General features: G+C 38.5%; 9 protein-coding genes. 6 read left to right on the top strand and 3 right to left on the bottom strand.

Features of this window, described 5'->3' with window-relative positions; all coding sequences use genetic code 11:
* Positions 1-139: 139 nt before the first annotated feature.
* Positions 140-4,252 (bottom strand): two-component regulator propeller domain-containing protein, encoded by a 4,113-nt coding sequence (locus PIECOFPK_RS00485; protein WP_409966252.1) that lies wholly within the window; start codon positions 4,250-4,252, stop codon positions 140-142.
* Between the two features lie 295 nt (positions 4,253-4,547).
* Between PIECOFPK_RS00485 and PIECOFPK_RS00480 the strand changes: the two genes are divergently transcribed.
* Complete coding sequence (locus tag PIECOFPK_RS00480) at positions 4,548-4,991, top strand: hypothetical protein (RefSeq protein ID WP_330974994.1); 444 nt, start codon at positions 4,548-4,550, stop codon at positions 4,989-4,991.
* Positions 4,992-4,999: 8 nt separating this feature from the next.
* Here PIECOFPK_RS00480 and PIECOFPK_RS00475 read toward each other — a convergent pair whose 3' ends face one another.
* A complete protein-coding gene (locus tag PIECOFPK_RS00475; RefSeq protein ID WP_330974993.1) occupies positions 5,000-6,310 on the bottom strand; it encodes a phenylacetate--CoA ligase family protein in 1,311 nt (436 codons plus the stop codon).
* 160 nt (positions 6,311-6,470) lie between these two features.
* Between PIECOFPK_RS00475 and PIECOFPK_RS00470 the strand changes: the two genes are divergently transcribed.
* From PIECOFPK_RS00470 to PIECOFPK_RS00460, 3 genes are all read left to right on the top strand, one after another.
* Positions 6,471-7,919, top strand: coding sequence for a circularly permuted type 2 ATP-grasp protein (locus PIECOFPK_RS00470; protein WP_409966251.1), 1,449 nt, complete (start codon positions 6,471-6,473; stop codon positions 7,917-7,919).
* Positions 7,920-8,013: 94 nt separating this feature from the next.
* Entirely contained in the window at positions 8,014-8,904 is an 891-nt protein-coding gene (locus tag PIECOFPK_RS00465; RefSeq protein ID WP_409966250.1) for an alpha-E domain-containing protein, read from the top strand.
* 33 nt (positions 8,905-8,937) lie between these two features.
* Positions 8,938-9,927: a transglutaminase domain-containing protein gene (locus tag PIECOFPK_RS00460; RefSeq protein WP_409966249.1), complete on the top strand. Its 990-nt coding sequence runs from the start codon at positions 8,938-8,940 to the stop codon at positions 9,925-9,927.
* 15 nt (positions 9,928-9,942) lie between these two features.
* Here the strand turns inward: PIECOFPK_RS00460 and PIECOFPK_RS00455 are convergent, their stop codons facing one another.
* On the bottom strand, positions 9,943-12,207 hold the full coding sequence (locus PIECOFPK_RS00455) for a hypothetical protein (protein ID WP_409966248.1): 2,265 nt from the start codon (positions 12,205-12,207) through the stop codon (positions 9,943-9,945).
* Positions 12,208-12,412: 205 nt separating this feature from the next.
* On the opposite strand from PIECOFPK_RS00455, the gene PIECOFPK_RS00450 reads away from it, so the two are divergent.
* Both PIECOFPK_RS00450 and PIECOFPK_RS00445 read left to right on the top strand, forming a co-directional pair.
* A complete protein-coding gene (locus PIECOFPK_RS00450) occupies positions 12,413-13,093 on the top strand; it encodes a response regulator transcription factor (RefSeq protein ID WP_330974989.1) in 681 nt (226 codons plus the stop codon).
* 37 nt (positions 13,094-13,130) lie between these two features.
* Positions 13,131-14,180 (top strand): sensor histidine kinase, encoded by a 1,050-nt coding sequence (locus PIECOFPK_RS00445; RefSeq protein ID WP_409966247.1) that lies wholly within the window; start codon positions 13,131-13,133, stop codon positions 14,178-14,180.
* The last annotated feature ends 5 nt before the right edge of the window (positions 14,181-14,185 follow it).

Raw genomic sequence — 14,185 nt, 5'->3', positions numbered from 1 at the left:
TAAGATGTGAAGCCTCCAAGATACGGGTGGAGACAAGCATCGTTATGTGACATCAAACCTACGAACGAGGCCAGTGGGCAGCACTGTACTATGATATCAAATTACTGTACAATAGTATCAATATGTGATAATCAATGATTTATGCCTTATTTAGGAATTTTTCTCTGTATTCATTTGGAGATAGTTGATATTTCTTTTTAAACTCTCTGAAGAAATAAGACTGGTTATTAAAACCTGTTTGATAGAAAATATCCGCAACGGGAAGTTTGGTGGTTTGAAGTAACTTGGCCGCTGTGGTCAATCTTACATTTTTGATAAATTCATTTGGAGTCATGTTGCTGAGGCTTTTTAATTTTCGGTAAAGCTGCATGCGACTCATACACAATTTTTTTTCCAGGAATTGTGCATTAAGATCGGGGTCGATTAAGTGATCTTGTATGATTTCATATACTTTCATTAAAAAGGCTTCGTCTTCGTTCTGAAGCCCCAGAGTTTTAATGTCTGCACCTAGATTATTTTCTTTTAAAACCGCATGAACTTTTTTTCTGTATTCGATAAGTTTTTTGACACGTATCAATAAATGTTTGGGATTGAATGGTTTAGGGATATAAGCATCGGCTCCGGCATCATAACCCTGTAGTTGTTGTTCATCGGTACTTTTAGCTGAAAGCAGGATAACGGGGATATGACATATCGCATTCGTGTTTTTGATAATATTACAAAGTTCCAACCCGTCCATTTGTGACATCACAACGTCGGAAATGACCAGAGCAGGGCGGTATTGATGTATTAAATGAAGGCCTTCCGAACCGTTTTCTGCTTCGTAAATATGATAATGCTCTTTTAAAATATCCCTTAGCAGATAGCGTATTTCGGCTTCATCTTCCACTATAATAATAGTGTCCTTATCTTCTTCAACAATGGTGTTGAGAACAGTATTTTTATTGATACTAGTAGGCGGTTGATAATGGAGCTGCTTTTGCGAGCGTGTAAGAATGTTATATAAATAGGAAGGTTGTACATTATCGGATAATAAATGAATATGGTCAGCTTCCTGTATGGGAAGGTTTACTTCAAAGCATACTCCGTCTTCTTTGTTATAAACGCGAATTGAGCCCTCCATTAAGTCAACGAGTTGTTTGGTAAATGCTAAACCAATGCCTGTGCCGAATCTGTCGGTGTGATTTTTTCGGTCGTATGATGTGTAGAAAAGATCGAAAAGTTTTTGTACCTGCTCGTTGTGGAGTTGTATGCCCGAATTAAACACAGAAATGTGCAGCTGCTTGTTAATTTTTGATGCTTCGAAACGGATGCTTTCGTGGTCCGGTGTGTATTTGAATGCATTGGATAAGAGATTGAATACGATTTTTTCTATTTTATCCTTATCCAGACCTCCCTGAATATTTTCTTCAATATGATATTCGTAATGAAGTTGTTTATTATCGCTGATGGGCACAAAAGGTTCAGCAAGGTTTTTCAACAATGCCGTGATATCTATATAATGAATGTCTTTTTGAAAGTAGGGTGTTTCAATTTTTCTGAACTCAAATAATTGTTGCAGCAGATAAGTAAGCTTGGCTGTCTGTTGTTGAATCAGATTTTTGTAAAAAAGGTTTTTACGATGTTCGTTAGAGTCTGCGCCGGTATCATTTTTTTTGTCCAATATGCGATCAAAACATCCCATAATGATGGTGAGTGGTGTTTGTAATTCGTGCGCAATGTTTGTAAAAAAGCTGATTCTATTTTGGTGAATTTCTTCTTCTTTAGCTCGTTCTAATTTTTCTTTTTCGAGTTTATGTTTTTCGGCAATGCTATCTCTTCTATATTTATAAATGGTATAAACAATAGCCGCTACTACGATGCTGTAAAGAAGTAATGCCCAGTTGGTGAGCCACCAGTATTGTTTCACGGTGAGTTGTAGAATTTCTTTTTCTTCCGACCAAGTGTTTTCGCCGTTGCTCCATTTGACTCTTAATTTGTAACTACCTACCGGAAGATTGCTGTAAGTGATTTTAACCGTTCCTTTTTCGGTATGCCAGCTTTTATCATATCCTACCAGTTGATAGCTGATGGCGCATTTTTCGGCTTTGTCAAAGTTGATGGGTTTTAGACTTAGTTCGAAATAATTACTTTTTCGTTCCAATTGCTGAGAGATAAAACCGAAGGTAGTTTTAGGAGGAATGACGAGCAGTTTGTGCGGGTTATCTGCAACACCACCTAAAATCAGATTATTGATTAAGAGATTGGGCAAAAATGGGTCGGAATGGATTTCGGCAGGATCGAAGTTGTTGAATCCTGCAATTCCGCCGAAAAAGATTCTATTGTTTTCATTTTTCCATACGGAGCCATCGGAAAACTCACTGCTTTGCAACCCATCCGATTCTTGATAAGTAATGATGATTTTACCTAGCTGAGTAATTTTGGCTATTCCTTTATTGGTACTAATCCATATATTGCCCTGAGCATCTTCGGTAATACCATGAATCGTATTGTTGGGCAGTCCTTCTTCTTTACCCAATCGGATAATTTCTGCTCGATCTCGGAGTGTTTGCGCATTCTTCAACAGATTTAAACCATAGCTCGTGCCCACCCAAATATTTCCTTTGGAATCGTTATAGACGTACAGTACATCGTTATTGGATAGGGCTTTGTCTTCGGGAACACGAGTGAATTCTTTAAATAGTTTTCGTTGTTTGTGAAACAAGTTCAAACCTCCGTATCGGCAGCCTATCCATAAATAATCATTACCGCCATCAGCAATAGTATAGATGATGTTGTTGATGGGCCCTTTTTCGCTACCGTTGGCTACGAATTTCTCATAGCGAGCAATACTGATTTTACTATACTGAATGTTGAATTTGATATGGATGAGACCGTAGCCGCTAGTGCCTAGCCATAGAGAGCTATCCGTATCTTCAAAAATGGTGTACACCGAACCGAAACTGCCTATCTGTTCATGACCCTCAATGTCTTTCCATTTATAAAAGCGGTTGGAGGGTTTATGAAAAATACCTAGCCCTAGCGCATCGCTTCCTATATAAATTAAAGGGTAATAACGGCTGGCTTTGAGCGCATATACCGAGTTGTTGTCTAATTCGGAAGGATAAGAAAAGGTTTTGTATGCCGATTGTTGTAAGGTAGGAGAAGTGGCAAAGTCTTTTAAAACAATGATGCCTTTTCCTTTTGTTCCTACCCACAAATCGTTGTCTTGCTGGCAAAATGTTCGCACGGGAACATTGTAAGGGATGTTCAAATTGGTAAAGCTGATTAATCCAAATGCTTGCGAGCGTGGTGTAATCTTTAATATTCCGTTGCCATCGGTACCTATCCAAAGCGACCCGTCTTTATTGCTGCCAAATGCCGTTATTTTTATTTCGCTATAAGTGCGAGTTAAATCATTCATGTAAGACGAAGCTCTAAAAGTACTGTCATATACGGCAAATCCTTTTTCAGCCCAGGAAAACAGATAATGTTGCTTGTAATAACCAATGGCATTAATGTAGTCTGGTATGATTAGTTTTTGTAAGAGTACATCATTGTGATATATGTTCAGAAATTTATTGGCATCTGTTACAAATAATTTATTCTCTACAATAAAACAATTTTTTATGCCTGACAAAACATGTTTGTGTTGTAGCTGATGGTTGTTAATGGCGAACGTGTGAAGTGTGCCTTCCGTGTTTAAGAGATAAAGATGCGAGCCCTGCGTCAACAGTTTTACTGGTTTTCCGTAATGCACAGGAACTTTGATGGGAATAAATTCTAGTTTTTGATTGTCATAAAACAGTAAACCCTGTCTGGGGCTGTATGCATATATCAGATTATTTTCTCTATTAACAGCAAGACCATATTCGTGTTCGCTTAAGCTTTCATTAGGGGTGGTGTTATAAAAGTAATTATATATAACTCCTGTTGTTTTATTAAGTCTGGATATTCCTCCTATTGTAGTAATCCATATATTATTAGAGGCATCTTCCTGCACATATTGTATTACGTTATGGCTAATACCTGAATGATTTTCTGGTCTTGCATAATTGACATGTTGAAATGAGGAACCGTCGTAATAGTTCAGTCCATCCCAGGTACCTATCCACAAAATCCTATCCCTATCTATAAATAAATGATTAATGGCACTGTTGGAAAGCCCATTTCGATTATCGTATTGTTCTATATTAAATACTGGATTGTGAGCATAAGTCAGTGTGAAGGTACACAAGCATATAACCATTACCCAAAAGCATCTCTTTCTCATTGCAACCGTTTATCTGCTACAATTTAAATAAAATACAGAGTATAAAAAAGTGCATTGTTTGTCAAATAAATAATATCACAAATAGCTTAATAACTATTTCTTCAATAATAGTTCTATTCGCTATTAGTCGATACTTAATTAATCGCTGACTGTACTAAACAGGTCGCCTGAGTGATTCGAGTGTATCTTGGATGTATTATAGTTTCTTCTATGTCAAAAAATAAATCAATTTTTTGGGGTTTCACTGCAGCAATCTGATTCGGCTGTCCGTCTTTAATTGTAAAATGCTATGAATATGAAAAACGGATTTCTTTTATTACTGTCGTATGTTGTATTAGTCGGTTTTGCATGTGGAACTAAGTACAGAAATGTAATAAGCAGCGACGAGCGTCTGATGATTAATAACAATTTTTATAAACAGGCAGAGAGTGACTCCTATAGTATTGATGATGTAAAGCTGACGGATAATACGCTTTCTGTTACTATTACTGCTAACTCCTGTAACGATGCCTCTTGGGAGGTGAAATTGTTAGACTCTGACCGTGTGGCCGAATCTGCACCACCTCAACGCTATCTAAAGCTGTATTTTAAATTGCAAGAGAGTGGCGATGAGCCGTGTGATAAAGATAAAGTTTCTCGTACCTACAGTTTTAATATCTCTTCCCTAAAGGTAAAAGGATATAAACACCTTCGTTTAAACCTGCAAGGTTATAAAGAGGCTATAGATTATAAGTATTAATTATACAGCTATACCTGCTGCGTAGTTTTTCGTTTGTCTACAAATTTTACGGGTTTTCTTACGCCATCAGGAAATTGCATTTTCTGCATTGTGTCGGCATCGACAACTTTGATATGTGGTGTTACACGCAACTTGGCCTGTAGGTAGGCTTTGATCTTGTTTAGTGTTTCTTCCTGATTATCGGTAGGAACAATGTGTAGCAACACCTCGTCGGTGCCGATTTCATTACTATAAACTTCTACAACGTATTCTTTAACCGCATCGGTGCGATGAATAATTTCAAAAAGTGCCGGTGCAAAAAGGGTGGTTCCTTTGTACTTAATCATCTGCTTTTTACGGCCGATAACTGGAGACAGTCTTAAAGTATGACGCCCGCAAGAGCAGGGCTCGTTGTAAGCAATGCAGATGTCGCCGGTTTTATATCTCAACAAGGGTATACCTTCCACTCCTAAAGTGGTAATAGTTACCTCGCCCGGTTCACCGTAAGGGACCTGCTGTCCTGATTCGTCCAAAAGTTCAACAATCAGTAGTTCGGGATTCAGGTGTCCGCCTCTTCCTGCTTCACATTCGGTAAATGCCGTCTGCATTTCCGTAGAGGCGTAGGTAGAAAATAGCTTGATATTCCATTTATCGATAATTTTCTGATGCAGTATATTGGGCTGCAGTTTTTCGTCGCGGATATTCTCTCCAATACATATAGCTTTCTTTACTGAAGTTTTGTTAACATCAATCTGATGTTCCTCTGCATATTGAATGAGTTTGATGATAAATGACGGTACTGCAACAATGGCTGTAGGTTTTAAACGTTCAATGGTTTCCCATTGTAACGATGGGACGCCTGGTCCTACCCGTACTACACCCGCTCCCAGCTTTCTGATACCACTGTAATAAGCCATACCTGCCATGAACTGACGATCCAATGTCAGCATTAGTTGATATACGTCCTCAGAGGTGCCATTGGCACAAACAAAGGAACAATACTCATTATAGGCGAGACGCTGTAAATCGTTTTCGGTAAGGGCAACCGTTACCGGACTTCCTACAGTGCCGGATGTAGCTGTATATTCTATAATCTTATTTCGAGGTACACATATAAATTGTTCGTTATGTAATTGCAGATGTTCTTTTTCGGTAGGAGGAATGTGAACTAGATCTTCTATAGTTTTTATTTTCTGTATCGCGATGTTATTTTCCTCAAACAGTTTTTTGTAAAAAGCTGAATGGGTATTCAGATAATTAAGTAAATCTCCTAGCCTTTGCTCTTGATAGGCTTTAATTCGGGATGCAGATTGAAATGATATAGCTAGCAATTCATTCATTCGCCAAACCTACAAAAATTACCGTATTAAACTTGCTTTTGCAATATGCTACATTAGATTATTTTATATATATTTATAAGGCGGAAATTAATCTGTATCTCAACCTGTGAAATGTGAGTTTACTTGTATTGGGTAATTTGTTAATATAAACTACGAGCTTATGACAATTCCTAAAATTCTAGAGTCTTACAATCCACAAGAAGATATATGGGATGAGCTAATGGGGGAGGATGGTGTGCGCCCGATATATGAGCAGTTCGTAAGATCCATTGAGGGTATTAGTCATGAGGAAATGGAAGGAAAGGACGATCTCGCCAAAAAATTATTTATGACTCAGGGAATAACTTTTACCGTTTACAGCGATAGGGAAGGGGTAGAAAAAATTTTCCCCTTTGATATTATTCCCCGCGTTATCTCGTCCGAGGAATGGAGTGTAATAGAAACAGGCATCAAGCAACGGCTAAAAGCACTTAATATATTCTTGAAAGATATCTATCATCAGCAGTTTATCATCAAAGATGGTATTATCCCTTTAAAGCTTATTTACTCCTGCCCCTTATTTCTGAGAGAGATGATGTATGTGGATGTGCCCTTTGATATTTATTCCCACATTGCGGGGATAGACTTAGTACGCGATGCCGATGGAAGTTTTTATGTTCTGGAAGATAATTTGCGAACGCCGTCGGGAGTTTCGTATATGCTGGAAAACCGAAGTATGACCGTACGCATTTTTCCTGACCTTATTCCCAAAAACAATGTGCGCAGTGTAATTGAGTATCCTTCTTTTTTATTGAAAAATTTGCTCGGGTTGGCAAACCGACAAACTAGTAATCCCACAGTTGTATTGTTAACGCCTGGCGTTTATAACTCTGCTTATTTCGAACACACCACACTCGCACGTCTGATGGGAATTGAGTTGGTAGAGAGGCGTGATCTTGTGGTGGAAAATCATCATGTATACATGAAAACTACCGCAGGTCTGAAGAAGGTAGATGTAATTTATCGCCGTGTAGATGACGATTTTATGGACCCGCTCGTGTTTAGGCCTGATAGCATCTTAGGCGTACCGGGTATTTATTGGGCTTATCGTAAAGGTAATGTAGCAATTGTAAATGCGATGGGTAATGGAGTGGCCGATGATAAGGTCGTTTATGCTTACGTACCCGAAATGATTCGCTATTACCTAAACGAAGAACCTATTCTTAAAAACGTTCCCACATATGCATTGGATGTTCCCGAAAACCGATCAATGGTTTTTGCCAATATGGATAAAATGGTGATTAAAAAAACCAATGAGTCGGGAGGTTACGGAATGTTGATAGGTAACAAAGCCTCGGAGGAGGAAATGGAAACTTACAAAAAAGCCATTCTTGAAGACCCCAGAAGTTTTATTGCACAACCTATCATTAATTTGTCTACTTCTCCTTGTTATATCGATGGCAAAATGCAGCCGCGTAGGGTAGATTTGCGCCCCTTTGCGTTGTATGGCCCTGATGGTATTAGTATTGTACCAGGAGGTCTTACTCGTGTTGCATTAAAGGAAGGTTCCTTAGTAGTAAACTCTTCCCAGGGAGGTGGTAGTAAGGATACTTGGGTATTGGGAAGCTAATAGTATCATTTATACAATCATTCACTAATCGAAATTTTAAAAATCACTTATGTTAAGTCGTGTAGCAGAGTCGGTATTTTGAATGGCCCGCTATATGGAAAGAACTAATGGTCTGCTTAGGGTATTGCGTACGAATTACGTGGCTTCGCAAGATGAGATTAAACAATATAACTGGAGATCGGTTTTGCAGACTTATGGTTATTTATCTCCATCAGAGATGGAAACCATCCAATATAACTCACGAGCAGTGCTGGAATATGTGATGCTTGGCAAAGAAAACGAAGCTTCGTTAATCAATAGCATTACCCGATCCAGAGAAAATGCAAGAGCGGTTCAGGACCATATCACCAAGGAAATGTGGCACAATCTGAATGCCTATTACCTGCTCATTAGAGAACCTAGTATTCGTCAAACTATTCAGTCCGGCGATCCTATAACTGCTTTAGATGCATTGATCCGACATAGTTTGTTATTGTACGGCACTATTGATATTACTATGTCTAGAGGTGAAGCATATAGTTTTTTAAATGTAGGACGTTTTGTGGAGCGTGCTATCATTATTACCGATGTGTCGGATATTAAACTGAAAGAGGTAAACTATAGATTAGATGATGAATTAACGCTCCCTTCGCTAAGGTACCTGTTGTATTCTCTATCGGGTTATGAGGTGTATCTCAAGACTTCGAGAGGCATAATGACTCCTGATACTATTATGAAACAGGTATTGTATGATGAAAGCTTTGTACACTCTATACTTTATTGTATGTCTCATATCAGTCGTTATTTTAAGCGACTAGAGGGACAAAGTATTCCGGAAAGTTTTGCACATCTGGATTTTCTAATCGGGAAGGCGTATAATAATCTCAAGTATAGTACTTGTGATTTGAAAGGCGGAGTCAGTATTGGAGCTTTGCTGAATCAAACTCGATCAGATCTATATAATATTGCTATTGCTTTTAATAAGCATTATTTTGGCTACAATTAACCCTAGTAATAACATTGATCAAATAAATTGCCTATGCCGGCTTATAATGTAAAGCATATTACTCGTTATTCTTATGGAAACCCAGTGGTAGAGTGCGCGAATCAAATCAAACTATACCCCATTAACGATGGTTTTCAAAATGTACTTAGGCATAAGATAACGATTACTAAAAATCCGAATGTAGAAGTGTTTAACGATTTTTTCGGTAATCAGGTGGGCGTTTTTACTATTGTAGAGCCACTCTCAGAGTTGCAGATTGTGTCCGAAGCAGAGGTTGTAACACACGAGATTCAATTGCCGGAGATTGAGAGTCCAGCTGATAAACAATGGGGTTTGTTGCGCGAAGCTTGTGAACGTCTACCTTATATCGACTTTTTGCAAAAAGAACACCTGGAAGAAGAGGAAAATATTAAAAGTTTTATTCACTCTTTATATGACGAACAAAGAACACCTTTTGAAAACGCCCGTATTTTTTCGGAATACATTTTTAAAAATTTTGAATACAAAAAAGGTGTAACTAGTGTGGAAACTAGCGTTGATGAAATATGGAGGTTAAAAGCCGGCGTGTGTCAGGATTTCGCCCATTTTCTCTTATGGATATTAAGGTACATAGGTATTCCTGCACGCTATGTAAGCGGATATATTTGCCCCAAAGATCATGAGTTTAGAGGCGAGGGTGCAACACATGCATGGGTAGAAGCTTATGTGCCTGATTATGGATGGGTGGGATTAGATCCTACTAATAACTGTATTGCCAGTGACCGACATATCCGATTGGCTGTAGGTAGAAATTTTTCAGATTGCACTCCTGTGAAAGGAACTTATAAAGGCTCTTCCGATCATGTACTTGAAGTATCGGTATCTATTTATAACAAAAAAGAAGTCGCCGAGGCCGGCGACGTGGTAGCCAATCCTATATTTGCTTACAGATCGTCAAATCTTACCGATACTTCTTTAAAGGAAAAGAAAAACTCTTACCGATATTATATGGAGCAAATACAGCAACAACAGCAACAACAATGAATACCGCTTGTTGTGTTACACATCTTCCCCTGTTTCTTTTTTATAAGCTTTTATAAAAATGGCGCCTAGGTTTTTATATGGAGGAATATAGTCTTCAAATCCAGCTACATTCGCACGCATTTTAAATTCTTTCCAAAAGGGGATCCATTCTATATCTTTCCCGTTTCTGATTTTTTCAGTAAGCAACAGGAAGAATGGTTTGTTGATGGCAGTACGTCCTATTTGTTTGGAAGCGATAATATGCGCATCATCCGATTTTTTAAGAATAGAATCGATAAGATTAAAACCTCCGCATGATCCCATAAACACTACTTTGGAATAGGGCGACATATAGCCGATTGTTGTTTCGGCATAATAGCTATGACCGCGGTGAATGGTAACAGTAGGTCGTAAATTATTTTCTTCCAAATAAGCATTGAGTGATCGCTGCGCCTGGTCGTCAAGTCCTTTGTTTTCATCCAGCGGTCTGTTGGCATAAATAGAAACAGTTTTTCCTTTAGCAGACTTTATAACCACCCACTCTTTATTGCTTCCGTCGATTTTCCAATTACTATTGGCAAACATGTTAACAAATCCGTTGAAGATATTGCGTCCATCACTATCTCCATAAAAGAACACTTGGCAAATAACTTCCCCGTTTTCATTTGTAAGGGATGAGAAAGGAACACTATACACCGGAGGAATACCTAGTTCGGCAGTAAGGTTAATCTGATTGGTAGTGTCTGCTGATAAAAACAGTTTGTATAAAATATCGTATATAGCGATGCCTTTTTTATTACCTGCTGTTTTATTTCTTTCCAAATTATCTTTGATATTGGCAAGCATTTCTGTGGCCACTTCAGGCAATTCTTCTGCAATGCTGGCATAAGAATCTGCTACATCCACACCGTCCTCTACGCCATCGGTTTTTTCTAATCCACTTACAAATGCTTTCATCAGCTCATGCGCATCTGCTGGATTGGAAAAGGTACTCAGAAAGTGCTTCAGTGTATTATAGGATGCTGCTTGGCTGATAAATTTTCTATAATGATCGAAGTGTAATTTTTTCAATAACTCGTCGCCTTTATTTTCAGCTTTACGCATCATAAGTGGATACACTCCGTTGGTGTAACTGCTAGTATAAATGAGCCCATGCGTTAATACTGCTACATAGTACAGCTCTTCGGCTGTGAGCGGTTGAATACTGCGGAAGCGAACGGCATCGGGCAGTTCGTGCAGTCCGTTGATTTTTGCAACAAATTCGTCCTTAGCTTTTTGTTCCAGCTTTTTGGTAAGGCTGGCAAATTCTATAGCAGTATCACCTTTTAATGCACGTTCTGTATATTCTATTTGTGTTTGTACCAGTAGACGAAAGTATTTTACAGGGTCATTTTTTACATTGTCTATATCTTCAATAGTAATTTTCCCTTTTACGATATTGTCCAGAAAGGGAAAATAAAATTGTCCACCTTTGCTAGGATTACGCGCTATATCTACCACAGTTTTGATAAAAGGGTCGTCATCAATATTCTGAATGCGGTAGCTGAATCGATTATTCGATTGCGCATAATCATACAAGAGCCGTGGGTTATTATGGCCTATCACTTTTATAAGGCTGTCGGTAAAAGGTGCATCCGGATATTCTTTTAAAGCAGCAAAGGTTTTTTCGTCAGAAACTCCGGCTGTTTTTAGAATCATGATATTGCGAACATCAGGATAGCCCGGATTGTCCTTAAATATTCGAGGGAGTAATACGGTAGTAGCTACTTCATAAGAAAGTGGTTCGATAAGTGGTGCGATGGATTTTTTGTGTACATCGGCAAGTATCAAATCTTTATAAGTGGCAATTATTTGGGGTAATTGATAAATAGGTGCCTGTTTGCTTCGCGCAGTGGTTTTTACATGCTTTAGTATTTCGGTTATCCCATTCAGATAATGGGCTTTTAAGCGCGCATCAATGGTATCGTTAGATTCTATTTTATATTGCAACCAGTCCACTTTTTTTATAGCGGCTTCCGTAATAGCCTCATTCAGTTTTGCGTCTTTCGAAATCTTAATGGTTTTGTCTGCTACCCCGTCTATGGCAAGAAGTGCCAGTTGTTCTTTGTCAACTTTTTCATGCATCAATTGCCGGGTGATGGGCACTGTATAAGCAGGAATTGTATCAACTACTACCTGAACAGGTTGTTCTTTCTGATTCTTTTTTCTTTTTCTGCGCTGAGCATCCGCATTTATGGTAAATAGCAATAGGGCGAGAAATGGTATAAACTTTTTCCAGGTAATATTCGATAATAACTTCATAGCACTTGGTACAATGGTCTTTTATAAATGTAACATTAGGTAAATCATGCATATACAAGCAATAATTGCGCCGTTTTTTTAAAAAAGTATACAAAGTTGCTTAGAGATGCTTTATTAATTTTTTATTAAGTATGGTGTTGAATCACAGCGTTTTTTTCGGTTTTATATAAATTACCACTACGTTTGCCTTAAATTATTATTTTTAATGGATACTAAAGGCCATAAAATACTAATTGCTGACGACGAGCTCGACATTCTGGAAATCTTATCCTATAATCTGGCTAAAGAGGGTTACGAGGTAATTACAGCTAGTAATGGTGATGAAGCCATAGATAAGGCCATGAAGCATAGGCCCAGCTTGATTATTCTGGATATGATGATGCCTAAAAAGAATGGCGTACAAGTTTGTCAGATTTTACGGGCACAGGAGCAGTTTAAGGACACATTGATTATGTTTTTAACAGCACTGAATGATGAACTGACGCAAATTAGAGGATTAGAAACCGGTGCTGATGATTATGTGAGCAAGCCTATAAGTCCCAAAGTATTGTTGAGCCGTGTGGCTGCATTATTACGGAGGGTGCAGAAAGAGGTCTCCAGCAAGATTATTAAAGTAGCTAATATTACAATCGATCCCGAGCGGTTTATTGTGCTGGTAGATGATCGGGAAGTGGTGTTAGCTAAAAAGGAGTTTGAGCTACTCTATTTGTTGGCTCTAAAACCCGGCCGCGTATTTCTTCGAAACGAAATTTTAAGCGCCGTTTGGGGTAATGATGTAATTGTAGGTGATCGAACTATTGATGTTCATATTCGAAAAATACGTCAGAAGCTGGAGTTAGATTGTATTACTACGGTGAAAGGAGTGGGGTACAAATTTGAAATATGAGCTTCCATTACGATATATACTGAATGCGTTTAATGAAATGTTAAGTACAAAAAATTTATCACCTAAGCAATTGGCTTTTTATACCGCATTGGCACTTTCGCTGCCGGTAAGCATCTTGTTGTATATTATAGAACAGCGCTGGCTTCTGGCATCAGCTTCTTTTTTTGTGCTATTGGTAGGAGGGTATGCGCTCATTTCTTTTGTACTGCATAAGTTTATCTATCGTAAAATAAAGCTAATTTATAAGCTTATTTATCAAACAAAGGCTACCAAGCGGGAGAAGATGTATTATAAATATATTCTCCCCAAAAAAAGTATTGATGAAGTAGCGGATGATGTAGAGGCATGGGCCCAGGAGAACCAGAAGAAGATGGAGCAGCTAAAGGCCAATGAAGCTTTCAGAAGAGAGTTTCTGCAGAACCTTTCTCACGAATTCAAGACTCCCATTTTCGCCATACAAAGTTATGTGGATACGTTACTACAGGAAGATTCAGATGACCCGGCACTGCGCAAAAAATTTTTGCAAAAGGCAGCTAAGAACATAGAGCGGCTGACGGGATTATTAAACGATCTGGATGAAATATCGCGTTTGGAGCGGGGGGAACTGATATTAAATAAAACAAATTTTGTGATTCAGGATTTGTTGAAAGATGCCTTTGAAAGTATTTCCATACATGCCGAAGCCAATAATATTCGCTTCAATATTAAGAAAGGGTGCGACACACCCGTGGTGGTGCATGCCGACAAGGAAAAAATTAGACAGGTTGTTATCAATCTCCTCGAAAACGCCATTCGTTATGGTAAGAAAAACGGTACTATCAAAGCCGGTATCTACATAACAGATGATAAGCGCATACTGGTAGAAATCAGTGATGACGGTATCGGCATTCCAGAAGAGTATCTCTCTCGTATTTTCGAGCGATTTTATCGTACCGACAAAGGGCGTAGCATGTATGTGGGCGGTAGCGGTTTAGGCCTTGCCATTTGTAAACATATCATCGAAGCCCACGACCAAACCATTCATATTCGCAGTACACCAGGTGTGGGCACCACAGTAGGATTTACTCTGCACGCCAAAAAAGATTAAATAGT

The organism is Chitinophagaceae bacterium C216, assembly GCA_028485475.2.
Classification (GTDB): Bacteria; Bacteroidota; Bacteroidia; order Chitinophagales; family Chitinophagaceae; genus Niabella; species Niabella composti.
The sequence above is the reverse complement of the archived record's forward strand: the minus strand, read 5'-3'. Positions and strand labels throughout refer to the sequence as shown.